Below are 26,554 nucleotides of genomic sequence, written 5' to 3'. Positions count from 1 at the left end.
GCTGATCAAAGAGGTCCTCACCGACTACAGCGCGGAGGCGGCCGAAACCTTCCATGAGTCGTCCACTTTCATCAGGGTGAGCACGACTCGGTTCTGGTCGACCTTCTCCCCCGAGATGTTGACGTTGCGCCGGTACTGGTTGACGAACAGCAGCACCTGCACCCGGTCCGGCGCGACGTCGATCACCCCAGACGCGCTGACCTGCGCCGTCACCACCGCCTGCTCCTTGACGACCGAGTCCTTCAGGGCGGTGGTCGTCTTGGCGTACTCGCTGGCGAAGGTGCCGGTGGCGAAGTTCTTGCCGTTGGCGACGGCGGCGTCGAACGTGCGGTAGTCGTAGGAGAAGATCGCCGCGGCGGCGGCCGGGGCGACCGCGAGCGCCTCCCGGGTCGCGTCCGCCCGCTGCCGGTTCTGCCAGCTGTCCCACCAGGCGTACCCGGCGAGACCAGCCACCACCAGGATGGCCGTCGCCAGCACGATGACCTGCTTGCGCACGATGCGTCCCCTCATCCGACGAACTGGAGCTTGCTCACGAGCCATTTGCCGCTCGCGTCGTCCTTGGCCAGGTCGAGCTGCATCCGGTAGTGCGACACCCGGCCGTCCGGCGCCTTCACGTTGGACACCGTCGCGTCGATCGCCACCAGCACGATCGCCGAGTCGTCGTCGCCGCTGACCAGCCCCGCGCGCAGCACCGTGCCGGCCGACTGAACCTTGTTCGTCAGGACGGCCTCGCGTACGCCGGGCATGCCCCGGCCGAACTCGTCGCCGAACTCGCCGGTGGCCCCGGCCGCGATCCGGGCCAGGTCCGCGTCGACCGTGCCCGCGCTGATCGACACGAAATTCACGGCGAGCTGCCGCGCCGCGGTCACCGCCTCGGTGTGCGCGGTCTCAAGCTGGCGCTGCTTCCACCAGCCGTGCCCGGCATAGGCGGTCGCGGCGAGCGCCACCGCCAGCACCATGATCAGCACTCGGGCCAACGGCCATTGAGGTGATACGCCGGAAGCAGCGCTCTTCTTCGGTCGCCGAGCGGGCGTCTTCTTCTCGGTCGAGCGCTCGGGACCGTCCTCGATCGCGGGGTCGACTGCGGAGTCGACTGCGGAGTCGACTGGGGCAGCGGCCCGTGGCCGCGGCCGGGGCGGGCGTTCCGCCGTCAGTTCGGTGGTTTCCACGTCGCGTTCCTTCCGTGGGACGTCGAGGTCGTCGGGGTCGTCGGTGGTCACGGCGCGATCCCGGACAGGAGGAGCAGCTTCCAGGACTGCTCACCGGCGGTGGCCGCCTGGCCGCCGGTGCCCCCGAAGAGCAACGGCAGACCGTCTGGGCCGATAACGAGCCCGGTGACCGGGTCGTAACCGGCGACGGGCGCGACCGCGGAAACTCCCGCAGCCGGGGACCCCGCCGTCCAGCCGCCCGACCCGAGCGGCGCGGGCGACGGATCGCCGCTGGTCCGCGGCGCGTTCGTGGAGCCGCGTACGCCGGATCCGCCCGCGACCTCGGTCCGGGTGCACCGGCGCTGCCCCGATTTCACGTAGTTGCACGACGGCGGATCGCTGACGTTGAGCACCAGTCCGAGGTGGGCCGTCTTGTCGCCGGGCGCCACCGTGAAGCCGCCCGTGACCACCATCGGGTAGACGACCAAGAGCTGTTCGATGCCGCTCAACCGGCGTACGGCGATCCCGTTGACGGTGATCAGGTTGCCCAGCAGCGGCCCGATCGAGGGATCGAGGTCCCGCAGCAGCCCTTGCAGCTCGGTCGCGGCCGGCGGCCCGGTGGCCAGCAGCGTACGCAGATCCGCGTCGCTGTTCCGGACGGTCTGACTGAGCTGAGCGAGGGCGCTGGCGAACCGCTTGATCTCGGCGGCCGCCTCCGCCTGCGTCTTCAGCACGGTGGCGGAGTCGTCGATGAGCTGGGTGGTCTGCGGCAGATAGCGGACGGCGTCGGCCAGCAGAGCACTGTTCGCGTCGAGCAGCGTACGCAGCGCGGCCTCGTTCCCCTCGAACGCGGTGCCCAGTTCGTCGACGAGGATCGAGAGCTTGGCCGGGTCGACCGAGGTGACGACCGCGTCCAGGTTCGTCAGCAGCGTCTCGACCGGCAGCGGCACGCCCGTCCGGGCGATCGGGATGACGTCGCCGTCGCCGAGGTAGGGCCCGCTATCGGTGTCCGGTCGCAGGTCGACGTACTGCTCGCCGACGGCCGAGCGATGCGCCACGACGGCGTGGAGATCCTTGGGCACTCGGCTGTCGCCGGTCATCCGCATGCGTACGCGGACCACGCCGTCGTGCAGGTCGACGCCCTGCACCCGCCCGACAGGCACGCCCCGATAGGTGACCGAGGCGTTGGCGAAGATGCCGCCGCTGGTCGTGAAGTCCGCGAACACCGTGTACGCCCCGGTGAACCGTTCGCCGAGGCCGACGAACCGGACGGCGACGTAGCCGATGCCCAGCACGCTGACGAGGACGAAGGCGAGAAGCTGGAACCGAGCCAGCCTGGTGATCCTCATGTCGACCGTCCAGCGAGGATCTCCGGCAGGCCACCGGTGACGCCGGCGATCTCCCCCGTCTCGGGGTCGTACTCCCAGGTCACGGCGGGTGCCGAGAGCGGCAGCCCGGGAAGCAGCCCGCTCGGGAGCAACCCACTCGGCAGCAGGCCGGACGGCAGGATCGAGGGCAACGCGGTCGGCAGGATGGGCGGCAAGGACGGCAGGATCGGCGGCAGCGACGGCAGGATCGGCGGAAGCCCCGGGACGGTCGGCGTACCGGGCGTCGTGCCCTTGGCGACCAGGTTGGCCAGGATCGACGCCGCGTCCAGGTCCAGGGTGAGGTGCAGCCGGACGTAGTCGCCCGAGATCGCCTTCTGCACGTTCGGCGGGAACGGGTAGGACAGCATCAGGTCCAGCCCTTTCGGCAACGCGTCGCCCGCGCGTACCAGTTGAGTGAGCGTGGGTTGCAGGGCCTTGAGCGAGGCGAGGGTGTCGGCCTTGCTCTGGTCGATCACCCGCTTGCCCACGGACCCGAGGTCGCGCAGGGCGACCAGCGCGGCCGTGAGCTGCGCGCGCTGCCCAGCCAGCACGGTGAGGCCGGGTTCGAGCGCGTCGACGGCGCGGCCGATCGTGTCGGTCTGCTCCGCGAGCTGCTTCGTGAGCCGGTCGAGCGCGTCCAGCGCGCGGACGATGTCGTCCTTCTGCGCGTCGAGCGCCGCGACGAACTTGTCCAGCTCGTGCAGCGTGCTCTTGGCGTCGGCCTCGCGGCCGCCCAGCGCCTTGCCGACCTCGGCGTTGATCGTCTTGAGCTGGGCCAGGCCGCCGCCGTTGAGCAGCAGGCCGAGCGCGGCCAGCACCTCCTCGACCTCGGCGCCCCGCTTGGTGCGCTCCAGCGGGATCACGTCGCCGTCGCCCAACTTCCCTTGTGGACTGTCGGTCGGCACCGACAGCGCGACGAACTTCTCGCCGAGCAGGCTGGATTGGCGGATCGCCGCGACCGTGTTGTCCGGCAGCTGGACCGTGTCGGCCACCCGCATCCGGACCACCGCGGTCCAGCCGTGCAGCTCGACGCCGGTGACGCTGCCGACCGTGACGTCGTTGACCTTGACCGCCGCCTGCGGCACGAGATCGAGGACGTCGGTGAACTCCGCGGTGACGGCGAACCCGCCCGACGACGGTTCGCCACCGGGCAACTGGCAGCCGGAGACGCACAGCGCCAGCGCGATCGCGACCAACGCCCGCCTCATTTCGCGCCGCCCAGCAGCGACCGGAGCTGGTCGGTCAGCGGAAGCTTGCGCTCGGCCAGCGCCTTGGCCAGCGTCAGGCAGTCCACCGGCACCTGCGCGGCGGGAAGGCTGTCGACCAGGAGAGAACACACGAAACTCGCGGGGTCATACGGCCCCATCGCGTTGTCCCGGGTGTCGGTGGTACCGGACCGAGGGTTGTAGGCAAGGTTGAGATTGGACAGGGCCAGCGGCGCGACATCGAGCACCTCCCGCAACGCCTGTTGCTGCCGCACGAGTACGCCGGTCAGATCGGCGAGAGCGGCGACGTTCGCCTTCAGCTCCGCCCGGTTGGCCCGCACGAACGTGGTGATCTGCGCGAGCGCGGAGGCGAGGTCGCGGATGGCCGCCGCCAGTTCGTCCTTCTCGGCCGCCAGTTCCTCGCCGACCTGCGCCATCCGGGCGGTGAACTCGCGTACGCTCGCGTCGCTCTTCGCCAGGGTGTCGGTGAACTTCTGCAGGTTGACCACGGTGCCGAAGAGGTCTTGCCGACCCGTCGACAAGGTGTCGAGCGCCTGGCTCAGGCCGGACAGCGTCTCGTGCAGGTTCTGCCCGTTGCCGGCGAGGTTGGCCGCGCCGACGTCGACGAGCCGCGACAACGCCCCGTCTTTGTTCGCGCCCTCCGGACCGAGCGCGCGGTTCAGATCGTCCAGCGATCGGTAGATCTCGTCGAGCTCGATCGGCACGACCGTCCGCTCGACCGGCAGTTCCGCGCCGTCGGCCAGGGCCGGGCCGCCCACGTACGCCGGAGCCAGCTGGACGTAGCGGTCGGCGACGACGCTCGGCGGCACGACGAGCGCCTGAGCGTCGGCGGGCACCTTCACCTGCGGGTCGTAAGCGAGTTCGACGCGGACGGTCCGGCCCTCTGGGCGTACCGAGGTGACCTCGCCGACCTTGACGCCGAGGACGCGCACATCCGAACCCTCGTGTACGCCCACCGCCGCGGTGAAGTGCGCGACCACCCGGTTCATCGGCTTGTCCCGCAACATGACCGCGAGGGCCGCGACCGCGACGGGCACGAGCGCCGCGGCGACCACCGTCCGCGCCTTCACTTGGTACCTCCCGGAAGGTAGCCCTGGACCAGTCCGGCGACGTACGAGTCGAACCATCGGCCGTTGCCGACGACGTTGGCGAACGCGTTCACGAACGGGGCCAGGCTGGTCAGCGTGTTCTCCAGCTTGGTGCGGTTGCGTTGCAGCACCCCGACGAAGGCCCGCAGCTTCTGCAACGCCGGTTGCAGCGTCTTCTTGGTGTCGGTGATGAACCCGGAGATCTGATCCGCCAGCTCGGACGTGGCGACCAGTAGCGTGTGGATCGCGTCGCGGCGGGTGTGCACCTCGGCGAGCAGCAGATCGGCGTCCGCGATCAGGCGCTGGAACTCCCCGTCCCGCTCGGCCAGGACAGCGGTCACGCCGCGCGCCCGGGCGAGCAGTTCGCGAAGCTGGTCGTCGCGGGACGCGACGGTCTGCGAGAGCCGCGACAGCCCGGTCAGCGACGCCTTCACACTGGCCGGCGTATCCGCGAAGGTCTCCGAGAGCACGGTGAACGCCTGCGCCAGCTGCTGGGTGTCGATCTCGGTCAGCGTTCCGGCCAGCCCGGTGACCGCCTGCATCACGTCGAACGGCGAGGCCGTCCGGTCCAGCGGGATCTCGCCCTTCAGCTCACCGCCGCCCTGCGGGTCGAGGGCGAGGAACTTCTGGCCCAGCACCGTTTTGATCCGGATGGTGGCGCCGGTCTTCTCCCCAAGAACGACGCCACGCACCCGGAACCCCACCCGGACGAAGGCACCATTCCCATCCTGGGCGAGCTGAATCCCCGTCACCTTGCCGACTTTGACGCCGGCGACGCGTACCTCGTTGCCGGGTGCGAGACCGCTCGCGTCTCGGAAAGCCGCGCTGTAACTGGTTCCACCACCGATGAGCGGCAGATCCTCGAGCTGGAACGCCGCCAGGATCAGTGCGAACAGGACGACGACTCCCACGCCGCCGACCACCGCCGGGTTGCGCGCCTTCATGGTGTGCTCCCGCATTTGGCCGCGGTGCCGCTGAACGTCGCCGGGTTCAGCGTCGTGCTGCCCAGCGTCACCCGGCCGTCGAAGTCGCAGAGATAGAAGTTGAACCAGGACCCGTACGAGGCGGTCCGGGTCAACGCGTCCAATCGCGCCGGTGCCCGGGTCAACGTCGACTCGATCACCGACGAGTTCTCGACCAGGGTTCCGGCCAGCGTGTTCAGCGCGGAGATGTCCGCGGCCAGGCTCGGTCGCGCATCGCGCAACAACGAGCTGGTCGCGTCGGCCAGGCCGCTGATGTTGGTCAACGCACCGCCGATCGCCTTCCGGTCCGCGGCCAGCCCCGACACCAGCAGCTGAAGCTGCTTGATCGTCTCGGACAGCTTCGCGTCCCGCTGGTCCAGCGTGCCGAGAACGGCGTTCAGGTTCGTGATCACCCGGCCGATCGCCGCGTCACGATCCGCGAGGGTGTTGGTCACCGAGGCGGTACGCCGTAAGAGGTCGGACAGCGTACCGCCCTCGCCTTGCAGCACCTGGATGATCTCGAAGGCGAACTTGTTCACGTCCGCCGGGCTCAGCCCCGTGAACAGCGGACGGAACCCGTTGAAGACGACGGTCAGGTCCAGCGCCGGAGTCGTCTGCGCCACCGGGATCAGGCCGTCCGGCTTGAGCCGCTCGCCGCCGCCCGGTCCCTCGCTCAGCGCCAGATACCGCTGGCCGATCAAGTTCCGGTAGCGGACCTTGGCCAGGGCCGTCGTCGCCAGCGGAACGTCCTCGGCGGTGAAGCTCACCTCGGCCGTCGGTGCACCGTCGGCGGCCTGCCGGAGCCGGATGACGGTGACCCTGCCGACCTTGACGCCCGCCACGCGTACGTCGTCGCCGACGAGCAGACCGGTCACGTCGGTGAAGCTCGCCCGGTACTCCGGCCCGCCGCCGAACGCGAACGCGCCCAGCGACCGCGCCAGCAGACCGGTGAGCAGCAGCGTCACGGCGGCGAAGGCGAGCAGCTTGAGCAGCGGCCGGGTCACTGGCTGACCCCCAGGTTCACCGTCTGTCCGTTCAGGAGTGGCCCCCACAGCAGCAGCGAGAGATCGCTGACCTGGTCGGGCTGCGTACTCGTGAGGGCGGCGACGATCGGCCGCAGCAGCGGCTGCCGCGCCGGCGCTCCCGCGCCGTAGTCGTAACCGTCGGCGATGGGCGTACTCGGGGCGGGCACCTTCGGGTCGGGCAGACCATGGCACTGCGGCCCGTTGCGAGCGCCGTAGACCGGCTCGTCCCGGCCCTTCACGTACTTGCCGTTGTCCCGGGTGACCTCCAGCGTGATGTGCATCCGGCTGCCCGCGAAGACCTCCTCCAACTGCGGCTGCAACGCCGTCAGCCCCTGGAAGAAGCACGGATACTCCGGGGCGTACGCCGCCAGCAGCTCCAGCACCGGGCGGCTGACCCGGCCGAGCTGGATGATCCGGTCGTCGTACCGGTCGAGGAAGATCCGGGTGTTGTCGGCGAGGTCGGTGGTGTCCGCCAGGAACTCGGCGAGCTGCTCCTTCTGGTCGGCCACGGTGGTCGCCGTGACGGTGACGTTCCGCAGGATGGTCAGCAGATCGGGCAGGGCCGCGTTGTACCCGTCGACCGCTTGGGCGAGCCGGCGTACGTCGGTGGCGATGGTCGGCATCTGCTTGTTCAGGGTGGCCAGCACCTCGTCGGCGTTCGCCAGGTCTTGCCCGAGCCGCTGCCCGCGCCCGTCGAGCGCGTACGCCAGCGCACCGAGCGTCGCCGCCAGCTTGTCCGGCTTGATCGCCTGCAACACCGGCAGTGCCCGGTCGAGCACCTGCTCCAGTTCGACCGCGCTGGACGTGCGGTCTTGGTCGATGACGGCCCCGGCCCGGAGAGCGGGACCCCCTTCGCGGGCCGGGACCGTCATGCCTGAGGTCGGCGTGGGCCGACCTCCGGCCCCCTCCGACTGGCCGACCGAACGGCCGGCGCCGGCGGGGACCAACTCCACATAGCGCTCACCGAAGAGGGTCTTCGGGAGCAGCCGTGCGGAGACGTCGGCGGGAATCCTGGCGATCTGATCTGGATCGATCGCCAGTCGCAGTTCCGCCGACGAGCCGTTGGCGGTGATCTCGCGTACCTCGCCGACCTGGACGCCGAGCAGCTTGACCTCGGCGCCGGTCGCGAGCTGCATCCCGGTGTGGTCGGTACGCAGGGTCACCCAGTCCACCGGGGTGAACGCCTTGCGATAGGCCAGCACCGACAGCGTGAGCGAGCCGACGAGCAGGACGACGAAGCCCAGACCGAGCAGGCGCAGCCGCATGACGGTCACCCCGCGATCCGGACGGTCGTCGTCGCGCCCCACACCGCGAGCGAGAAGAAGAAGTCCACGACGTTGACGGCCACGATCGCCGTACGCACAGCGCGCCCCACGGCGACGCCGACGCCCGCCGGCCCGCCGCTCGCGGTGTACCCGTAATAGCAGTGGATCAGCACGACGATCACGCTGAAGACGAGCACCTTGCCGAACGACCAGAGCACGTCCTCGGGTGGCAGGAACAGCCCGAAGTAGTAGTCGTAGGTGCCCGGCGACTGTCCGAAGTAGCCGGTCGCGATGGTCCGCGTCGCGAAGTAGCTGGCCAGCAGGCCCAGCACGTACAGGGGGATGACGGCGATGAAGCCCGCGATCATCCGCGTCGTGACGAGGAACGGCACCGACGGCACCGCCATGACCTCGAGCGCGTCGACCTCCTCGGAGATCCGCATCGCGCCGAGCTGGGCGGTGAAGCCACAGCCGACGGTGGCCGACAGGGCGAGCGCCGCGACCAGCGGAGAGATCTCCCGCGTGTTGAAGTACGCCGAGATGAACCCGGTGAACGCGCTGCTGCCGATCTGGTCGAGCGCCTGATATCCCTGCAGGCCGACCTCGGTGCCGGTGAAGAAGGTCAGGAAGGCGATGACGCCGACTGTGCCGCCGACGACGGCCAGCCCACCGGTGCCGAAGCTGACCTCGGCGAGCAGCCGCAGCACCTCCCGCCGATAGCGCCGCAGCGTACGCGGAGTCCACGCAGCCGCCCGCAGGTAGAAGGCGAGTTGACCGCCCAGCATGTCCAGCCAGCCGAACACCGGGTCACGCCCCCTTCTGCGGGACGACCTGGAAGTAGATCGCCGTCATGACGAAGTTCAGGGCGAACAGGAGCATGAAGGTGATCACGACGGATTTGTTCACCGCGTCGCCGACCCCCTTCGGGCCGCCCTTGGCCTGCATCCCCAGATAGCTCGCGACCAGCGCCGACACGGCCCCGAAGACGAGCGCCTTGAGTTCGCCGGAGACGAGGTCGGGCAGCTGGCCCAGGGCTTGGAAGCTCGCGAGGTACGCCCCCGGCGTACCTCCTTGGAGGACGACGTTGAAGAAGTAGCCGCCGGCCACCCCGACCACGCTGACCACCCCGTTGAGCAGGACCGCGACGAGCGCGCCGGCCAGCACCCGCGGGACGACCAGCCGCTGCACGGGGTCGATCCCGAGGACCCGCATGGCGTCCAGCTCCTCGCGGATCTTCCGCGCGCCCAGGTCGGCGCAGATCGCCGAGCCGCCCGCCCCGGCGATCACCAGCGCGGTCACGATCGGCCCGGCCTCCCGGACGACGGCCAGCACCGACGCCGCTCCGGTGAACGACTGCGCGCCCAGTTGGCGTACCAGTGAGCCCAACTGGAGCGCGATCACCGCACCGAACGGAATGGCCACGAGCGCCGCGGGGGCGATCGACACGGAGCTGAGGAACCACGCCTGCTGGACGAACTCGCGGATCTGGAGCGGGCGGCGGAAGCAGCCCCGCAGCGCCTGCCCGCAGAAGATCAGGAACTCCCCGATCGTTCTCATCGAGCCTCCACAAAGGAGCCGAGTGGCGGCACCACGCTGTGTGCGTGACACCATTCGCCGGGTGGGCGTTCGGCTCGCCGGGGTCCGCCGTCGGAGGGGCGCAACTGCAACGGAATGGGCGGCAGCGGAGGCAGCTGCGCCCCGGCGGCGGCCTCAGCGGCCAGCTCGTCGGCGTCCTTCTCCTCGGCCATGCCGATCGGGCCGACGCGCTGGGCGTTGAGGAACTGGCGGACCACGGGCTCGTGACTCGACAACAACATCTCGCGCGGGCCGAACATCGCCAGATGCCCGTGGTAGATCAGGCCGATGTTGTCCGGCACGGTCCGCGCGGTGTTGATGTCATGGGTGACTATCAGGAACGTCGCGTCGATCTGCTGATTCAGATCGATGATCAGTTGATTCAGGTACGCCGTCCGCACCGGGTCGAGGCCTGAATCGGGCTCGTCGAAGAGCACGATCTGGGGGTCGAGGACCAAGGCGCGGGCGAGGCCGGCCCGTTTGCGCATCCCACCCGAGATCTCGCCGGGCAGTTTCTTCTCGGCCCCGGTCAGGCCCATCAGGTCGAGTTTCTCGGTGACGATGTCCCGGATGCGGGCCTCGCTGAGCTTCGTGTGCTCGCGCAGCGGGAACGCGACGTTGTCGTAGATGTTCATCGACCCGAACAGCGCGCCGTCCTGGAACAGCACGCCGAACAGCTTGCGCACCTCGTAGAGGTCGCGCTCGGGCAGCTGCGGCAGATCCTGGTCGCCGATCCAGATCGAGCCGCGATCCGGGCGCAGCAGGCCCACCAAGGTCTTCAGGAAGACCGACTTGCCGGTGCCGGACGGTCCCAGCAGGACGGAGATCTCGCCGGCGGGCAGCGTCAACGTGACGTCCGACCACACCGGCGTACGCCCGAAGGACTTCGTCAGCCCCTCGACCCGGACCTCAACGCCCACCCGTTCCTCCCCGGCTGCCACCCAGTTGGTGAAGGGTTATCGCCGGGGAGGGCCGCGGTGTTACAGCCCCCTGCTCACCGCGTTGATCATGGAGTTAACTGTGGTCTCGACGGCGTGGCGAGGCTGCAAACTCCATGATCAACGCCGCCGGGGAGCGGGGGGCGGGGGGCGGGTTGCGGGGGGGCAGTTAGCGGGCTTGGAGGGCGTCGAGTGCGACGGCCATCGCGATGACGGCGCGACGGTCCAGCTCCGGGTCGTTGATGGTGATGAGGTACTTGTCGCGCAGCGAGAACTTGCGGTTCACCGAGAACGCGACCTGCCCGTTGCGGACGAAGTCGAAGTGGTACGGCAGCCAGCTCGCGACGAACCGGCGGAGCAGCGCGATCGGGAGGCTGCGCTCCGTGCCGGTGATCGTGCCGAGCCCCGGCTGCTCGAAGTGGTACGTCGACTGCAGGAGCGACTTGGCGAAGTCCTTGCGGAAGGTGCCGATCGGCGTACCGGCGCTGTCCGTGATGTCATAGGTCGCCCCGAGGTCGATGACCTGGCGCGCCTTGAATCCGGCGACCACCGCCTGCTTCGTGCTGTCGGTGTAGAGCGTGACCTGCTCCTTCAGCGCCATCCGCTTCTGCTGGGCGAAGGCGATGAGGGTGCCCGGGTTGCCACTTGCATCCGAATCGTGGATTTCGTACTGGTTCACCATGAGGGTGATGCGCTGCTTCATGTGCAGGGTCTGTTGCCGCTGCAGAGTTGCGGTGTCCACGGGGGCCTCTCACGTCATGAGGGATGAGTGGCGGTCAGCGTACGGCAGTCCGCACCACTTTTACCTCCTTGGAACGTTGGTTATCCTGCGGACCGTGGGGTGGTCGGAATCGGAGCTGGTCGAACGGGCCGTACGCGGCGAGCCCGCGGCGACCGAAGCCCTGCTCACCGACGTGCGGCCGGGGGTGGTCCGCTACTGCCGCGCCCGGCTCGGCCAGATCGGCGGGGCGTACACCACCGCCGACGACATCTCCCAGGAGGTCTGCGTGGCGATTCTGCGGGCGCTGCCGCGCTATCGCCAGCAGGGCGCGCCGTTCTCCGCCTTCGTCTACGGCATCGCCGCGCGGAAGGTCGCCGACGCCCAGCGCAGCGCGATCCGGCGGCTGACCGTCTCGGTCGACTCGGTGCCGGAGCGGCCCGACAGCACCCCCGGGCCCGAACAGCAGGCCGTCTCGGCTGACCAGGCCCGGCGGCTGGCGCTGCTGCTGAACCAGCTCAACGACACCCAGCGGGAGATCATCGTGCTCCGGGTCGCGGTCGGACTCAGCGCGGACGAGGTCGGCTCGGTGCTGTCCATGTCCGCGGTCGCCGTCCGGGTCGCCCAGTCCCGCGCCCTGGCCAAACTGCGTACGCTGGCCGGCGACGTCTTCAACGAGGTGCCGGCGGCATGAAGATCCGGAACCAGGGGCACTTCCCCGACGCCGACCCGGGTGGTACGCCGATCGACGCCGACCAGCTCGCCCGCGACGACGCCCTGCTGGACCTGCTGGGTGCGGGATCGCCCGCGCCGGCCGACGACTCGCTCGCGGTCATGCTCTCCTCCTGGCAGTCGTCCGTCGCCGCCGATGAGCCGGAGCCGGTAGCGGTAACCGCCCACCGTCCGGCCACCCCGTCAGCGTCCGGCTCGGTGCGGACCGGGTCGGCTCGGCGGCCGTTCTCGGCTCGCCTGGTCGCCGTGATCGCCGGAGCGGTCGTCGTCCTCGGCGGCGGGCTCACCGCCGGCGCCGCCAACGCGGGACCAGGCAGTCCACTGTGGCCCATCACGAAGATCGTGTACGCCGACCGTGCCGCGGTTCAGCAGGTCACCGCATACCTCGACCAGGCCGCGACGGCGTACGCCGACGGCCGGTTCGCCGACGCGCGCAGCCTGACCGACAAGGCCGCGGCACTGCTGCCGAAGGTGACCGACGCCGCCGACCGGCAACGCCTGGCGGCCAGGATCGAGCAACTGCGAGCAGCGCTCGCCGCCGTCGCCATCCCGGATCCGGGCGCCTCGCCGACCGCACCTTCGGGGGTCGCGCACAGCGCCACCCCCCGGCCCTCCGGCGTGGGCCCGTCGACGACCCCGGCTCCTTCGTCGCCGTCCCCGTCGCCGTCGCCCAGCCAGGGCGGGCTGCTCCCGCTCCCGCCGCTGCCCTCGCTCCTCCCCTCCCTCCCCATCCTCGGCTGACCCGCTCCCGCCCGTTTCGTTCCGACTGGATCAGGGTTCCGTGTCGAATCATGCGCCAAGATTCGACTTGGAACCCTGATCCAGCGCGAAAGGGCGCGAGCGCGAAAGGGCGCGAGCGCGAAAGGACGCGAGCGCGAAAGGGCGCGAGCGAGGGGGCGAGCGAGAGAAGGGGAAGGGTCAGGAGAAGAGGGCTAGGCCGGCCCAGCCGGCGAGGAGCCCGGCGATGATGCTCAGGATCACGTTGAGCAGGGCGTACAGGGAGGATCCGGTGCGCGCCAGCCGAACGGTCTCGTACCCGAAGGTGGAGTACGTGGTGAGCGCGCCACAGAACCCCGTGCCCAGCAACGCGAAGTACTGCGTCGACAGGGCGGCGAACGATCCGAGCAGGAACGAGCCGATCACGTTGACGGCGAACGTGCCCCAGGGGAAGACGGAGTCGTGCCGGGCCTGGACGAAACGGTCGAGGAGGTAGCGCGAGGGAGCGCCGAAGGCCGCGCCGAGCGCCACGAGGAGAACGGTCATGCCGGGCGTACGACCTCGACCGGGTCGAGCATGGCCAGCCCGATCGGCAGGTCATCCAGAGTGGACACGAAGGCCCGGACGGCGTCCTCGGTGTCCACGATGACGACCGAGCACGGCAGGTTCTCGGCCAGGGAGAGCAACCGCGACGTGTGGATACGCGAGGACGCCCCGAATCCCTCCAGCCCCCGGAACACGCTCGCGCCGGCCAGCCCGGCCTGATGGGCCCGGTGCACGATCTCGGTGTAGAGCGGCCGATGGTGCCACTGGTCGTCCTCGCCGACCAGGACGGTCAACCGCAGCAGCGTCGTCATGCCCTCAGCCTCCCACGGGCGACCCGGTCCGCGGCCACCCCGCCGAGATACGCGGCCAGCAGGGCGGTTATCACGGTCGCCCCGAGATAACCGACGGCGGTCGGGAGCTGCTCTGCGCGTACAAGTCGATTTATCTCGAGGATGTAGGTGGAGAAGGTGGTGAAGCCACCGAGGATGCCCGTGCCCAGGAACGGTCGCACGAGACCCGCGGTGAGCGGGGCGATGAAGCCGAGCAGCAGGCAGCCGACCACGTTGATGGCGAACGTCGTCCAGGGAAAGGCGTGCGGCGCGATCGGGAACGCGACGCCGAGCCCGAACCGCGCCAGCGCGCCGAGCATCCCGCCCAGCGCGATCACTCCCACTGTCTTGATCATCGGACGGTCTTGATCATCGGGCGGCGACCGCGAGCAGGCCGGAGAGCATGACATCGAGTTTGAACTCGAAGCGTTCGTGGCCGCTGCCGGCGACCATGTTGTCGGCTAGCGAGCGCACAGTCGGGAAGCGGTCCGCGGGCAGCGACAACAGGTAGTCGCGGTACTGCCCGATCCGCTCGGCCATCGACTGCTCGGTGATCCCGGCCTGGCGGAAGAAGGTCTGCTCCAGGGCGATCGCGGGGATGAAGTCGCCCAGCAGGTCACCGGCCCACGCGACCACCTGGTCCGGCAGCCCCGCCAGGCGCAGCAGGGTGAGCAGGTACTCCATCATCCGCAGCGCGTTCGGCCCGCTCGGCAGGCCCGACATCGCGATCTGCGCCACGCCCGGGTGCGCGGCCATCACGCGCACCGAGTTTCGGACGAATTCCTTCACCTGCTCCAGCGGCTGGGTGGGATCGGGCTCAGCGAGTGGAATGTCGGCTATCACCCGGTCCAACAGCAGGTGGTGAAGTTCCTCCTTGTTCTCCACATGGACATAAAGTGACGCGGCTCCCGTGTGCAACTCCTGCCCGACGCGACGCATGGTCACCGCGTCCAGGCCTTCCTTATCGAGTACGCGCAACGCAGCGTCCACGATCGCATCGCGGCTGAGCTGCCGACGAACCGGTTTCGCGGCCTTCGCCGCCCGTTTCCACGGGGGCGCCGGGATGTCGTCGGCCTCTGCTCGGGTCACGCCGCCTGATGTCATGCCGAACACTGTACTTGACACGAACGCCGTTCGTCACGTAGAACTCTGTTCATGACTACCGAACAACGTTCCGTGGAAACGAACACCGTTCCTTCCGTGGCCTCCGGCGCCGCGCCGCCTTATCGCTGGCGCTGGCTGGTGCTCTGGCTGGTGCTCGGCGCGGAAGTCGTCGACCTGCTCGACGCCACCGTCGTCAACATCGCCGCCCCGAGCATCCACCGGGCGCTCGGCGGATCGGACAGCATGATCCAGTGGATCGGCGCGGGCTACACCCTCGCGTTCGCGGTCATGCTGGTCACCGGTGGCCGGCTCGGCGACATCTTCGGCCGCAAGCGGATGTTCCTGATCGGCGCGGTCGGCTTCGGGCTCGCCTCCGCCCTCTGCGCCACGGCTCAGGACCCGGCGATGCTCATCACGGCTCGCGTACTGCAGGGCGGCCTCGGCGCGATGATGATCCCGCAGGGCTTCGGCATCCTGAAGGCGGTCTTCCCGCCCGCGGAGATCGGCAAGGCGTTCGGCGCGTTCGGCCCGGTCATGGGCCTGTCCGCGGTCGGCGGCCCGATCTTGGCCGGCGCGCTCATCGACGCCGACTGGTTCGGCACCGGCTGGCGGATGATCTTCCTGATCAACGTCCCGATCGTGCTCTTCGCCGTGCTCGGCTCACTGCGGTTCATGCCCTCGGTCAGCCCTGTCTCCCCCCGTCCACGGCTGGACCTGGGCGGCATGGTGCTGCTCTCCCTCGCCTCGGCGCTGCTGATCTACCCGCTCATCCAGGGTCGCGAGCAGGGCTGGCCGGCCTGGATCTTCGGCCTCCTCGCCGGATCAGTCGTGTTCTTCGGCCTCTTCGTGGCGTACGAGCGGCGGCGGGCCGACTCCCCACTCATCGAGGCCGGACTCTTCGCCCGCCGGGCGTTCACCGGTGGACTCGCCGTGTTCCTGGGCTTCTTCGGCGCACTGACCGGCTTCATGCTGGCGTACGGCTTGTTCACCCAGCTCGGCCTGGGCTTCGGCCCGCTGAAGGCCGGCCTGTCCAGCGCGCCCATGGCACTCGGCATCGCGGGCGGCGCCATCGCCGGCCACGGGCTCGTCGAAAAACTGGGCCGCCGACTCATCCACATCGGACTCGGCATCATGCTGGCCGCGTTCGGCGCGTTCACCCTGACCGTCTGGGCCGGTGGCGACACCGTCTCGATCTGGGCACTGCTCCCGTCGACCTTCGTCGCCGGCCTCGGCATGGGACTCGGTCTCGGTCCCATCTTCGGCACCGTGCTCAACGGCGTCGACGACCACCAGGTCGGGTCGGCTTCGGGCGTACTGAACGCCGTCCAGCAGTTCGCGGGCGCGGTCGGCATCGCCGTCCTCGGCACCGTGTTCTTCAACCGGGTGCACGACGGATTCGCCGGCGCCATGACGACGACCACCACGATCTCCCTCGGGCTGCTCGTGGTCGCCTTCGGCCTGGTGTTCCTGCTCCCCCGGACCGCCCGGCCCGAAGAGGAGTGAGATTTTTGGAGACCGGCCGGACGTGTACCCCCAGCGACCGGCCGGTCTCGTTCTAGCCCCCGTTCGGCACGGTTATGTTGCGCTGCAACACATCGACGAGAGCAGCCGTCTTCGGCCACTTGTCCTCGAAGCACCCGAAATACGTCGACGTACGCCCACCGGCGACGACGGTCACGACCGGCGCGTCAGCGCACATCATGTCCTTCGTCGGCTGCACCATCTCCTCGGCGAACTCGTCACTCGTGACCAAGTCGTACGCCGCGGACAGCTGATCCGCCGGAAGCGTGCCGCTGAACCGCCGCCCAGCCGTGTTCGTGAAACTCCACGAGCCGTCCGGCTTCACCTCTAACCGGTCGTCGACATGCGGCGCCCCGCCCACCCGGGACACCTGGATGGTGGCGTCCCGGCTCACCGGCTCAGCACTCGAACACCCCGTGAGCAGCAGCATCGCCGCCAACGCCCCCGCTGCGGCGACCCCCAGGACTCGTCTCATGCGCACTCCGACGCTCCCACCCCCGCCCCGGTTCCCTCCCACCCCCCACCCTTTTCGCGTTGATCATGGAGTTAACCGTTGTCTCGACGGCGTGGCGAGGGGGTAAACCCCATGATCAACGCGGCGCCACGCGGCGGGGGCGGGGGGGTGGGGGGTGGGGTGGGGGCGCAGTGGAGGTTATTTGAGGGAGCCGGTGGTGAGGCCGGCGATCAGGTGGCGTTGGAGGACGACGGCCAGCAACACCGGCGGCAGCGCGGCGAGTACGCCCCCTGCGGCGATCAGCCCGAAGTCGACCGCGTTGCGGCCGGTGAACTCGGCGATCGCGACCGGAATGGTCTTGGCGTCCGATGTGGACGTGAAGATGAGGGCGTACAGGAATTCGTCCCAGCACAGCAGGAAGACGAACAGCGTCGTGGCCACGACACCGGGGCGCGCGAGCGGCAGGATCACGCGGACGAGCGCGCCGAGACGCGTACAGCCGTCGACCCGGGCCGCCTCTTCCAGTTCGACCGGCAGGGAACCGAAGAACGTGCTCATGGTCCACAACGCGAACGGGGTCGCGAGCGAGCAGTAGACGATGATCAGGCCCAGCTTCGTGTCGAGCAGCCCGAACCGGGCCATCAGCAGGTACAGCGGGATGATCAGCACGATCGGCGGCAACATGTAGGTCACGAGGAACGACAGCAAGGTGGTACGCCGCAACGGAAACGTCAGCCGCGCCAAGGCGTACCCGCCGAGGATGCCGACGGAGACGGAGATGACGACGGTGCCCGCGCCGACGATGAGGCTATTGACCATCGCGGACCGGAACTGAGCCGCGACACCCTCGTGGCCGGTGAAGATCTCCCGGTAGCGGGACAGCGTGACGTGCTCGGGCCACCAGTGCAGCGGGCGTTCCAGCAGATCGGTCTGGCCCGCGATCGAGGAGACGATCAGCCAGAGAAACGGTGCCAGGATCAGCGCGGACGCGGTCAGCGCGCCCAGGGTACGCCTCATGACGCCCTCATCTCCTGTTGCCGCAGCAGTCGCAGATAGCTCAGGGCGAGCATCAGGACGGCGATCACCGTGAGATAGGCGAGCGCGGCGCCAGAGCTGAACCGCTGCGCCGAGAAGGCCTGCAGGTAGGTCAGGAAGGTGATGGTCTGGGTGCCGCTGGCCGGGCCGCCGCCCGTCATGACGTAGACGATGTCGAAGACCTTGAACGCCTCGATCACCCGCAGCACGAGTACGGCGGCCAGCGTCGGGCGGAGCAACGGCAGGGTGATCCGCCAGAAGACCCGGAAGGAACCGGCGCCGTCGATGCGCGCCGCTTCACCGAGTTCGGCCGGGATCGCGGACAACCCGGCGAGCAGGAAGAAGGCCACCAGCGAGGTGTTCTTCCAGACGTCGGCGACCACGACCATGTTGAGCGCGAGGAACGGATCGGAGCCGAGCCACGACCGGTAGTCGCCCATGAGGTGCAGTTGGGTGAGCAGCGCGTTGAGCGCGCCGTACTCCGCGTTGAGGATCCAGCGCCACATCGCGCCGTTGACGATGGTCGGCAGGGCCCAGGGCAGGATCACGATCGCCCGGAACAGCCAGCGGAACCGCATCGGCGCGGCGAGGAGGTGGGCCAGGCCGAGGCCCAGCACCACCTCCAGGGTGGTCGACGCGACGGTGAAGTACAGCGTGTGCTGCGCCGCCGCCCAGAACCGCGGGTTGCCCAGGATGTCGGTGTAGTTCCGCAGCCCGACGAACGGGTACGCTCCCGGGAACGGGCTGTCGACGTCGAGGAACGAGATGACCAGCGCCCGGCCGGCGGGCCAGAGCACCACCCCGAAGACGACCAGCGCCGCCGGCAGCAGCAACACCGCCGCGAGGGGAGCCTGCCGCCTCACAGCAGCGACTTGGCTTGTGCCGCCGCGTCGGACAGGGCCTTCTCCGGCGCCTTCTTCCCGAGCAGAGCCTGCTGGAGTTCGGCTTGGAGGATCTGACTGATCTCGTTGTAGCGGGGCACCTCCGGTCGGGAGATGAGGCTGGCCAGTTCCTTCTTCGCGGCGGCCACCATCTTCGGGGACACCGAGACCACGGCCGGATCGTCGTAGGACTTGCCCCAACAGGGCAGGCTGCTCTTGGCGTACTTGTTCTGGACTTCCGCGCTGGTCAGATAGCTGATGTAGGTCCAGGCCGCCTTCTGGTTCTTGCTGCCACCGCTCACGCAGAGCGCCATCGAGCCGTTGACGCCCGGGCTGCCGCCGCCACCTGACGGGGTCGGCAGCACCTCGACCTTCCCGGCGACCTTCGACTGAGCCGGATCGTTCGCGGCGTTGAACATGTACGTCCAGTTCAACGCCATCGCGGCCGAGCCCTCGGAGAAGATCTTGCGGACGTCCTCCTCCAGAGACTCCATCGAGTTCGGGTTGGTGAGCCCGTCGTCGATGGTCTTCTTCATCCACTTGAGCGCTTCGAGGCCGCCGCCGCTGTCGAACGCGATCGACTTGAAGTCGTCGGCGAGGAACTTGCCGCCGAACGCCCCGAGGAGCTGGGTGTAGTCACAGATCAGCGCCTCGGCCTGCTTCCAGCTCCAGATGAGCGGATGCTTGACCAGGTTGGCCGCCTTGATCTTGGCCGCTGCCGCCAGTACGCCGTCCCAGGTGGACAGGGTGGCGACGTCGACGCCGGCCTTCCCGAGGATCTCGGTGTTGTAGAAGAGGTACTTGGAGTCCAGGATCCACGGCACGCCGTAGTACTTGCCCTGGTACTCCGCGGTCTTCAGGGCGCCGCCGAGCATGTCGGTCTTCCACGCCGCCGGGAACTGGCTCGTCACGTCGGTGACGATCTTCTTGCTGCCGAACTCGGCCGGCCAGATGACGTCGATGAGCACGACGTCGTAGGTCCCCGCCGGGGCGGCCGCCACGATCTTGTCGTGCAGGGCCTCGTACGCCACGAAGGTGGGCTCGACCGTGATCTTCGGATACTTCGCCTGGAAGTCGGCGGTCATCGCGCGGATGTCCGCCTCGGAGTACCCGGCTTGCTGCATGAACAGGGCGGTGATCTTGCCTTCGCCGGTGCCCTCGCCGCCGGTGTCGGCGGAGTTCGATCCGCCGACGTCACAGGCGGCCGTGAGGGGCAGGAGCGCGGCGGCGGCGAGGAGCGTACGCCGTGGGTAGTGCACTTCGGGCATGGTTCCCCCTCGTCTAGCGGTTAGTTAGACAAGTTGCTTAACAGATGAAGTACCAGTCGCGCGTACGCTCGTCAATACCTCAGGGAACTGAAGGGAACCGATGAAGCCGAGTTGTAACGGAATCTCCTCCGTGGACCGTTCCTATCCGGCAACATCGGACATATGGGATTCCTGATCCGGTTGCTCGTCACCGCCGGCGCCCTCTGGGTCGCCGCGGCGATCGTCGACGGCATCGACGTCACTGCCACCACCACCTGGGGCAAGATCGGCACCTACCTGCTGGTGGCGCTGATCTTCGGCCTGGTCAACGCGATCATCAAACCGATCGTGAAGCTGGTCGGCTGCGTGTTCTACATCCTGACGCTCGGCCTCATCTCGTTCGTCGTCAACGCCCTGCTCTTCCTGCTGGTCGGCTGGCTCGCCGGGGTCATGAACATCCCGTTCGAGGTCAACGGCTTCTGGGCCGGCTTCTGGGGCGCGATCATCGTCGGCGTCGTGAGCTGGGTCGTGAACCTCGCCTTCGGCTCGAACAAGAACGACTGACGACTCGCCCTTCTCTCGCGCTTTCTTTCGCGCTCTCTCTCGCGCTGGATCAGGGTTCCAGGTCGAATCACGCCCCAAGATTCGACACGGAACCCTGATCCAGCGCATAACGCGTGAACAGCGGAAGCGCGTGAACAGCGGGAGCGCGTGAACAGCGGGAGCGCGTGGGAGCGCGGGAGCGGGAGCGGGGCGGGAGCGCGGATCAGCGGGGCGGGGGTGGAGGGGAAGAGCGAGGGTTAGGCTGCGAGCATGGCGAAGAAGCCCCCGATCTCGGACCCGGACGAGCGGCATCCCCGGGTCGGCGCGCCGCTGTCGTCGGCCGCCGGGGTCGGCGGCGTCACGCATGGGCTGACCGCCGGGCTGGCGGAGATGGGCGTACGCCGGACGGCGTTGACGCTGCTCAAGGTGAACCAGACGGACGGCTTCGACTGCCCGGGGTGTGCCTGGCCCGAGCCGAGGAAGCGGGCGCACGCCGAGTTCTGCGAGAACGGGGCGAAGGCGGTCGCCGAGGAGGCCACGCTCCGCCGGGTCACGCCGGAGTTCTTCGCCGAGCACTCGATCGCCGACCTGGCCGGCCGGACCGACTATTGGCTCGGCCAGCAGGGCCGACTCACGACTCCCATGATCCGCCGCCCCGGCGGCACCCACTATGAGCCGATCTCGTGGGCGGACGCGTTCGCCCTGACCGCGAGCAAGCTCCGCGAGCGGGCGCCGAACGAGGCGCTGTTCTACACCTCGGGCCGGACGTCGAACGAGGCCGCTTTCCTCTACCAGCTCTTCGCGCGGGCGTACGGGACGAACAATCTGCCCGACTGCTCGAACATGTGCCACGAGTCGTCCGGCACCGCGCTCACCAACACCATCGGCATCGGCAAGGGCTCGGTCACCCTCGACGACATCCACGCGGCCAAGCTCCTGGTCATCGTGGGCCAGAACCCGGGCACCAACCATCCGCGCATGCTCACGGCGCTGGAGAAGGCCAAGAGGTCCGGAGCCAAGATCATCGCGGTCAACCCGCTGCCCGAGGCGGGCCTGCTCCGCTTCAAGAATCCCCAACGTGTACGCGGACTGCTCGGTTCGGGTACGCCGTTGGCCGACCGGTTCCTGCAGATCCGGCTCGGCGGCGATCTCGCGTTGTTCCAGGCGATCGGCTCGCTCCTGCTGAAGGAGGCGGCGATCGACCAGCCCTTCGTCGACGCGTACACGGCGGGGTTCGAGGCGTACGAGCAGGCTCGACGGCATGTCGACTGGCGGGCGACGGAACAGGCCACCGGCCTGACCCGGGCCGAGATCGAGGCGGCCGCCCGGGACTTCGCCGAGTCCGACGCGACGATCGTCTGCTGGGCGATGGGGCTGACGCAGGGGCGTGACGCGGTCGCCACGATCCGCGAGATCGTCAACGTGCAGTTGGTGCGGGGCATGATCGGGCGGCCGGGCGCCGGCCTCTGCCCGGTCCGCGGCCACTCGAACGTGCAAGGCGACCGGACGATGGGGATCTGGCACGAGCCCCCGTCCTGGGTGCCGGCGCTGGGCGACGCGCTGGGTCTGACCATGCCGGTCGAGCGCGGGTTCGACACCGTCGAGGCGATCCGGGCGATGCGCGACGGCGCGGCCAAGGTGTTCTTCGCGCTCGGCGGCAACTTCGCCGCGGCGAGCCCGGACACCGCCGTCACGGAGGCCGCGTTGGCCTCGTGCGAGCTGACCGTGCACGTGTCGACCAAGCTCAACCGGTCGCACACCGTACCCGGGACGATGTCGCTGATCCTGCCGTGCCTCGGGCGTACCGAGCGGGACGAGCAGGCCGGCGGCGATCAGTTCGTCACCGTCGAGGACTCCATGTCCTGCGTGCACTCGTCTCAGGGCCGGCTCGAACCGGCCGGGCCCGAGTTGCGGTCGGAGGTCGCGATCATCTGCGATCTGGCGGCCGAGGTCTTGGGAGATGCCCTGCCCTGGCCGGAGTGGAAGACCGACTACCGGCAGATCCGGACGCTCATCGAACGGCACGTCCCCGGCTTCGACGACTTCGAGACCCGGGTCGCCGAGCCGGGCGGGTTCACCCTGCCGCATCCGCCGCGCGACGAGCGCCGGTTCGCCACCGCGTCCGGCAAGGCGCAGTTCACCGTGTCCGAGCTGGCCTCGATCGACGTCCCTGAGGGGCGACTGCTGCTGCAGAGCGTACGCAGCCATGATCAGTACAACACCACGATCTACGGGCTCGACGACCGTTATCGCGGGATCAAGCAGGGTCGCCGGGTCGTCTTCGTGCACCCCGAAGACCTCGCCGCGCTGGGGATCGCCGATGCCTCCTATGTGGACATCATCTCCGAATGGCCGGACGGGGAGCGGCTGGCTCCGCAGTTCCGCGTGGTGGCGTACCCGACGGCTCGGGGCTGCGCCGCGACCTACTTCCCGGAGGCGAACGTCCTCGTGCCGCTCGACGCGACGGCCAAGGAGTCCAACACGCCGACCTCCAAGCAGATCGTCGTCCGCCTCCGACCCTGTGATCAGCCGTGAAACGCCGTCCGATCACGCACATCACGGTCGGCGGTACGCGCCGGGGAGACTCTTGGGCCGAGCCGCCAGAAGTTCAGTCGGTGACCCGGCTCGACAGCTTGGCCGGGGAGGAGCCGCTGGAGATCCGGGTCGGCCCGGCCGGGCAGCCGCGCAAACCGCTCGCCGTGACGATGCGTACGCCGGGTGACGAGCTGGATCTCGCGCTCGGTTTCCTGTTCACCGAGGGCGTCATCCGCACCGCCGAAGACGTCGTGACCGCCCAGCTCTGCGCGGGCGCCGAGACGCCGAACACCTACAACGTCGTCGACGTCGTCCTCGCCCCGGACGTCCCGCTCCCGGACGTCGGCGCCGAACGGAACTTCTACACCACCTCTTCCTGCGGCGTATGCGGAAAGGCGAGCATCGACGCCATTCGCACCCGGTCGGCGTACGACCTGACCGGGGACGCCGTCACGGTCAGTCCAGCCACGCTGGCCGCTTTGCCGGAACGGCTCGCGCTAGCTCAACGCGGCTTCACGCGTACCGGTGGATCTCATGCCGCGGCCTTGTTCACTGCGGACGGCGAGTTGATCGCGGCGCGCGAGGACGTGGGCCGGCACAACGCGGTCGACAAGCTGATCGGGCGCGAGCTGCGCGAGGGCCGGGTGCCGGTGGCCGGGCGGGTGCTGCTGTTGTCCGGGCGGGCCGGCTTCGAGCTGGTGCAGAAGGCCTGGATGGCGGGGGTGAGCGTGGTGGCGGCGGTGGGCGCGCCGAGCACGCTCGCCGCGGATCTGGCGGCGGAGGCCGGGATGACGCTCGTCGGGTTCCTCCGGCCGCCGTCGATGAACGTCTATACCGGCGGACATCGGATCACGGCGGGCTGACGTGCGCCGCGTTCTTGCCCTTCCCCTTCTCATCCTGCTGCTGGCCGGATGCTCGGCGGTGACGCCGGTCGAGGCGCCGGTGGCACCGTCGCCGGTGGTGCCGACGACCATCGCACCGTCGCCGGCCGCCGCCGGGCACGCGCCCGCGAAGTCGTTCGGCGTCGCGACCCGCACCCTCCGGTTCCAACGCGGCGACCGGAAACTGCCGACGACGGTGTACTACCCGAAGTCGTCCGGGCACTTCCCGGTGGTGGTGTTCGGGCACGGCCTGACCGGCAGCCCCACCGGGTACGCCGAACTGCTGCGACGCTGGGCGGCAGCCGGATTCGTGATCGCCGCACCGGCGTTCCCGCATACGTCGGCGGGGGCGGCCAAGGTCGACGTGATGGATGTGCTGAACCAGCCCGCCGACGTCTCAGCCGTCCTGGACGGGCTGACCGCACTGCCCGGCTCGGATCCGCTGCGGAAGATCCTCGACCTGAAGGCGGTGGCGGCGGCCGGGCACTCGGCGGGCGGGATCACCACGGTCGGCGTGTTCAGCGCCCAGCCCCGTGACCCCCGGTTCACCGCCGGGATCGTGCTCGCCGGGAACTCCCTCGGCGTCGGCCAGACCTTCACCGGTACGCCCGCCCCGATGCTGTTCGTGCACGCCGACAAGGATCCGGTCGTTCCGGCGTACACGGATCGGGCGGTGTTCGACGCGCTCTCGTGGCCCCGGGCGTTCCTCCGGCTCACCGGGGAAGGGCACAGTTCGCCGTACGTGTCGCGACGAGATCCACAGTTCAGCGTGGTCAGCTCGACCACTGTGGACTTCCTGCGGTGGGCGCTTTATCGGGACTCCTCCGCTCGCGCTCGGCTGCTTCGCGTACGCGGTCTCGACGCTCACCTCTGACTTTTTGGGTGCGCCTTTTTGGCGCTGGATCAGGGTTCCGGGTCGAATCTTGGGTCAAGATTCGACCGAGAACCCTGATTCAGCGCGCCCGCGGAGAGATTGTTACTCGTCGGTATTGTGATCCGAGCCACTCCTAAGTTACCGTCCGGTAATGCGGACGCAATCCCCCCTTCGCGCAGCCGTTGTAGCCCTCACGCTCCTCGTCACCACCGGAGTCACCGCCGTCGCCGCCCCCGCGTACGCCGGCACCACCTCGATGGCCTTTGTGGACATCAGCGCCTCGGACGGCGTCGTCCTGAAGGCGAACGTCATCGAGTCCACGACTGCCGGCAAGCACCCCGCCGTCGTCTTCCCGTCCAGCTGGGGCCTGAACGACCTGGAGTACCTCGCCCAGGCCAAGGCCATGGCGTCGGCCGGGTACACCGTCCTGTCCTATACGCCCCGAGGCTGGTGGAGCTCGGGCGGTCAGATCGACACCGCCGGCCCGAAGGACATCCGGGACGTGTCCACGGTCATCGACTGGTTGCTGGCGCACACCAGCGCCGACCCCGCGCACATCGGCATGGGCGGGGTCTCCTACGGCGCAGGCATCAGCTTGATCGCGGCGGGCAACGACGCCCGAATCCGCGCGGTGGCCGCCCTGTCCGGCTGGTCCGACCTGGCCGCCAGCCTCTACGGCGACCAGACCCGGCGGCAGCAGGCCCCGGCGCTGCTCCAGGGCACGGCCCTGCTGCTCGGCCGGACCAGCCCCGAATTCGACACGGTCATCGGCGACTTCTGGAACTATCGGAACGTGCCCGGCGTCCTGGCGTTCGCCGGGGTCCGGTCGGCGAAGACCTACCTCGCCGGGATCAACGCGAACCAGCCCGCGATCCTGATGGCGAACGCGTTCGGCGACAGCGTCTTCCCGCCGAACCAGCTCGTCGACTTCTACGGTTCGCTCAGTACGCCCAAGCGCCTGGAGTTCTCCCCCGGCGACCACGCCATCCCGGAGCTGACCGGGATCGCCGGTCTGGACAACGCGGTCTGGACCTCGGCCCGGCGCTGGTTCGACCACTACCTCGCGGGCGCCGCGAACGGCGTCGACACCGAGGCGCCGATCGTCCTGCGGCCCAACGGCGGCGGTGCGGCCGAGTCGTACGCGAGTTGGTCGGCGGTGTCGACGAGCACGACCCGCTATGGGCTCGGCGAGGTGCACTGGTGGGACGGCACCGGCGACCTCGGCGGCACACCGTCGACCGGCTGGTCGCGATTCACCTGGACCGACCTCGGCACGACCGCCGACGGCGGCGTGGTGCTGATCAGCAACGGGCTCACCGCGCTGACCGGGCAACCGCCGACCGCCTGGCTCCCCGGCGTCGACCGTACGCACGCCGGAGTCTGGATCTCGTCCAGCCTCGGCTCCACTCTGAAGATCCGGGGCATCCCCACGGTCCACCTCCGGGTCACTCCGTCGGCGACGAACGGGACCTTGATCGCGTACGTGTATGACGTCGACGGTCTCGGGACCGGATCGCTGCTCACCCACGCCCCGATCAGCTGGCGAGGTGCGAGCGCGGGCTCGCCGCTGACGCTGGACCTCCGGCTGCCGGCCACCGCCTGGAACGTTCCGGCGGGGCACAAGCTCGCCCTGGTCGTCGACGGTCACGACCCGCTCTACCTGGATGACAACGGGGCCCTCGCCAACGTCACCTTCAGCGGCTCCGCCTGGCTCGACCTCCCCCGCCGCTAACTGCCCTCCCCCCGGCCCTTCCCCCCTCGCCCTCCCCCCGGATTGCCCCGTTGATCATGGAGTTTCCAGTGCCGACACACCGTCGAGACCACGGTTAACTCCATGATCAAC

28 protein-coding genes are annotated in these 26,554 nt (G+C 69.2%); 8 read left to right on the top strand and 20 right to left on the bottom strand.

Annotation, left to right across the window (positions count from 1 at the left end; translation table 11 throughout):
• Nucleotides 1-24: 24 nt before the first annotated feature.
• The 12 genes from AB0M47_RS25590 to AB0M47_RS25535 all read right to left on the bottom strand — a co-directional run bounded on the left by AB0M47_RS25590 (nt 25) and on the right by AB0M47_RS25535 (nt 11,297).
• Nucleotides 25-510 (bottom strand): hypothetical protein, encoded by a 486-nt coding sequence (locus AB0M47_RS25590; RefSeq protein WP_363418400.1) that lies wholly within the window; start codon nt 508-510, stop codon nt 25-27.
• Nucleotides 507-1,220 carry a hypothetical protein gene (locus tag AB0M47_RS25585; protein WP_363418398.1) on the bottom strand — a complete coding sequence of 238 codons (714 nt, stop codon included), beginning with the start codon at nt 1,218-1,220 and terminating at the stop codon, nt 507-509. Before AB0M47_RS25585 ends, AB0M47_RS25590 begins: the two co-directional genes overlap by 4 nt.
• Nucleotides 1,217-2,497: an MCE family protein gene (locus AB0M47_RS25580; protein WP_363418396.1), complete on the bottom strand. Its 1,281-nt coding sequence runs from the start codon at nt 2,495-2,497 to the stop codon at nt 1,217-1,219. The genes AB0M47_RS25585 and AB0M47_RS25580 overlap by 4 nt, the downstream gene beginning before the upstream one ends.
• Nucleotides 2,494-3,723 (bottom strand): MCE family protein, encoded by a 1,230-nt coding sequence (locus tag AB0M47_RS25575; protein WP_363418394.1) that lies wholly within the window; start codon nt 3,721-3,723, stop codon nt 2,494-2,496. The genes AB0M47_RS25580 and AB0M47_RS25575 overlap by 4 nt, the downstream gene beginning before the upstream one ends.
• Nucleotides 3,720-4,811 carry an MCE family protein gene (locus tag AB0M47_RS25570; protein WP_363418392.1) on the bottom strand — a complete coding sequence of 364 codons (1,092 nt, stop codon included), beginning with the start codon at nt 4,809-4,811 and terminating at the stop codon, nt 3,720-3,722. The genes AB0M47_RS25575 and AB0M47_RS25570 overlap by 4 nt, the downstream gene beginning before the upstream one ends.
• Nucleotides 4,808-5,773: an MlaD family protein gene (locus tag AB0M47_RS25565; RefSeq protein ID WP_363418390.1), complete on the bottom strand. Its 966-nt coding sequence runs from the start codon at nt 5,771-5,773 to the stop codon at nt 4,808-4,810. Before AB0M47_RS25565 ends, AB0M47_RS25570 begins: the two co-directional genes overlap by 4 nt.
• Nucleotides 5,770-6,795, bottom strand: coding sequence for an MlaD family protein (locus AB0M47_RS25560; RefSeq protein WP_363418388.1), 1,026 nt, complete (start codon nt 6,793-6,795; stop codon nt 5,770-5,772). The genes AB0M47_RS25565 and AB0M47_RS25560 overlap by 4 nt, the downstream gene beginning before the upstream one ends.
• Nucleotides 6,792-8,081 carry an MCE family protein gene (locus tag AB0M47_RS25555; protein WP_363418386.1) on the bottom strand — a complete coding sequence of 430 codons (1,290 nt, stop codon included), beginning with the start codon at nt 8,079-8,081 and terminating at the stop codon, nt 6,792-6,794. Before AB0M47_RS25555 ends, AB0M47_RS25560 begins: the two co-directional genes overlap by 4 nt.
• 5 nt (nt 8,082-8,086) lie before the next feature.
• Nucleotides 8,087-8,866, bottom strand: coding sequence for an ABC transporter permease (locus AB0M47_RS25550; RefSeq protein WP_275979126.1), 780 nt, complete (start codon nt 8,864-8,866; stop codon nt 8,087-8,089).
• Between the two features lie 22 nt (nt 8,867-8,888).
• On the bottom strand, nt 8,889-9,638 hold the full coding sequence (locus AB0M47_RS25545; protein ID WP_363418384.1) for an ABC transporter permease: 750 nt from the start codon (nt 9,636-9,638) through the stop codon (nt 8,889-8,891).
• Nucleotides 9,635-10,576, bottom strand: a complete 942-nt coding sequence (locus AB0M47_RS25540; protein ID WP_363418382.1) for an ABC transporter ATP-binding protein — start codon at nt 10,574-10,576, stop codon at nt 9,635-9,637. Before AB0M47_RS25540 ends, AB0M47_RS25545 begins: the two co-directional genes overlap by 4 nt.
• 187 nt (nt 10,577-10,763) lie before the next feature.
• Nucleotides 10,764-11,297, bottom strand: a complete 534-nt coding sequence (locus AB0M47_RS25535) for a hypothetical protein (RefSeq protein WP_253763683.1) — start codon at nt 11,295-11,297, stop codon at nt 10,764-10,766.
• 133 nt (nt 11,298-11,430) lie between these two features.
• On the opposite strand from AB0M47_RS25535, the gene shbA reads away from it, so the two are divergent.
• Nucleotides 11,431-12,006, top strand: coding sequence for an RNA polymerase sigma factor ShbA (gene shbA, locus AB0M47_RS25530; protein ID WP_253757743.1), 576 nt, complete (start codon nt 11,431-11,433; stop codon nt 12,004-12,006).
• Nucleotides 12,003-12,785 (top strand): hypothetical protein, encoded by a 783-nt coding sequence (locus AB0M47_RS25525; RefSeq protein WP_363418380.1) that lies wholly within the window; start codon nt 12,003-12,005, stop codon nt 12,783-12,785. The genes shbA and AB0M47_RS25525 overlap by 4 nt, the downstream gene beginning before the upstream one ends.
• 177 nt (nt 12,786-12,962) lie before the next feature.
• Here the strand turns inward: AB0M47_RS25525 and crcB are convergent, their stop codons facing one another.
• The 4 genes from crcB to AB0M47_RS25505 are packed head-to-tail and all read right to left on the bottom strand — an operon-like array spanning nt 12,963 to nt 14,740.
• Nucleotides 12,963-13,307 carry a fluoride efflux transporter CrcB gene (crcB, locus tag AB0M47_RS25520; protein WP_363418378.1) on the bottom strand — a complete coding sequence of 115 codons (345 nt, stop codon included), beginning with the start codon at nt 13,305-13,307 and terminating at the stop codon, nt 12,963-12,965.
• On the bottom strand, nt 13,304-13,618 hold the full coding sequence (locus AB0M47_RS25515; protein WP_363418376.1) for a DUF190 domain-containing protein: 315 nt from the start codon (nt 13,616-13,618) through the stop codon (nt 13,304-13,306). The genes crcB and AB0M47_RS25515 overlap by 4 nt, the downstream gene beginning before the upstream one ends.
• The gene (locus tag AB0M47_RS25510; RefSeq protein WP_363418374.1) at nt 13,615-13,992 is read right to left on the bottom strand and encodes a CrcB family protein; all 378 of its coding nucleotides are present in this window, start codon (nt 13,990-13,992) and stop codon (nt 13,615-13,617) included. The genes AB0M47_RS25515 and AB0M47_RS25510 overlap by 4 nt, the downstream gene beginning before the upstream one ends.
• A gap of 13 nt (nt 13,993-14,005) precedes the next feature.
• Nucleotides 14,006-14,740 (bottom strand): TetR/AcrR family transcriptional regulator, encoded by a 735-nt coding sequence (locus AB0M47_RS25505; protein WP_363418372.1) that lies wholly within the window; start codon nt 14,738-14,740, stop codon nt 14,006-14,008.
• Between the two features lie 96 nt (nt 14,741-14,836).
• Between AB0M47_RS25505 and AB0M47_RS25500 the strand changes: the two genes are divergently transcribed.
• On the top strand, nt 14,837-16,243 hold the full coding sequence (locus AB0M47_RS25500; protein WP_363418370.1) for an MFS transporter: 1,407 nt from the start codon (nt 14,837-14,839) through the stop codon (nt 16,241-16,243).
• A gap of 52 nt (nt 16,244-16,295) precedes the next feature.
• Here the strand turns inward: AB0M47_RS25500 and AB0M47_RS25495 are convergent, their stop codons facing one another.
• The 4 genes from AB0M47_RS25495 to AB0M47_RS25480 form a co-directional block, all read right to left on the bottom strand.
• Nucleotides 16,296-16,736, bottom strand: coding sequence for a hypothetical protein (locus tag AB0M47_RS25495; protein ID WP_363418368.1), 441 nt, complete (start codon nt 16,734-16,736; stop codon nt 16,296-16,298).
• A gap of 177 nt (nt 16,737-16,913) precedes the next feature.
• Entirely contained in the window at nt 16,914-17,732 is an 819-nt protein-coding gene (locus tag AB0M47_RS25490; RefSeq protein ID WP_363418367.1) for a carbohydrate ABC transporter permease, read from the bottom strand.
• Entirely contained in the window at nt 17,729-18,586 is an 858-nt protein-coding gene (locus tag AB0M47_RS25485; protein ID WP_363418365.1) for a sugar ABC transporter permease, read from the bottom strand. Before AB0M47_RS25485 ends, AB0M47_RS25490 begins: the two co-directional genes overlap by 4 nt.
• A gap of 23 nt (nt 18,587-18,609) precedes the next feature.
• Nucleotides 18,610-19,899, bottom strand: a complete 1,290-nt coding sequence (locus AB0M47_RS25480) for an extracellular solute-binding protein (protein ID WP_363418363.1) — start codon at nt 19,897-19,899, stop codon at nt 18,610-18,612.
• A gap of 162 nt (nt 19,900-20,061) precedes the next feature.
• On the opposite strand from AB0M47_RS25480, the gene AB0M47_RS25475 reads away from it, so the two are divergent.
• The 5 genes from AB0M47_RS25475 to AB0M47_RS25455 all read left to right on the top strand — a co-directional run bounded on the left by AB0M47_RS25475 (nt 20,062) and on the right by AB0M47_RS25455 (nt 26,443).
• Nucleotides 20,062-20,442, top strand: a complete 381-nt coding sequence (locus AB0M47_RS25475; RefSeq protein WP_363418361.1) for a phage holin family protein — start codon at nt 20,062-20,064, stop codon at nt 20,440-20,442.
• A gap of 249 nt (nt 20,443-20,691) precedes the next feature.
• Nucleotides 20,692-22,956: an FdhF/YdeP family oxidoreductase gene (locus tag AB0M47_RS25470; RefSeq protein ID WP_363418359.1), complete on the top strand. Its 2,265-nt coding sequence runs from the start codon at nt 20,692-20,694 to the stop codon at nt 22,954-22,956.
• Between the two features lie 80 nt (nt 22,957-23,036).
• Nucleotides 23,037-23,819 (top strand): formate dehydrogenase accessory sulfurtransferase FdhD, encoded by a 783-nt coding sequence (gene fdhD, locus AB0M47_RS25465; RefSeq protein WP_363418427.1) that lies wholly within the window; start codon nt 23,037-23,039, stop codon nt 23,817-23,819.
• A 1-nt stretch (nt 23,820) separates the two neighbouring features.
• Entirely contained in the window at nt 23,821-24,711 is an 891-nt protein-coding gene (locus AB0M47_RS25460) for a chlorophyllase (protein ID WP_363418357.1), read from the top strand.
• A 151-nt stretch (nt 24,712-24,862) separates the two neighbouring features.
• Nucleotides 24,863-26,443 (top strand): CocE/NonD family hydrolase, encoded by a 1,581-nt coding sequence (locus AB0M47_RS25455; protein ID WP_363418355.1) that lies wholly within the window; start codon nt 24,863-24,865, stop codon nt 26,441-26,443.
• Nucleotides 26,444-26,554: the final 111 nt, after the last annotated feature.

It is taken from the genome of Hamadaea sp. NPDC051192 (assembly GCF_040682475.1).
Lineage (GTDB): Bacteria > Actinomycetota > Actinomycetes > Mycobacteriales > Micromonosporaceae > Hamadaea > Hamadaea flava.
This window is presented reverse-complemented; position numbering and strand designations above follow the sequence as displayed.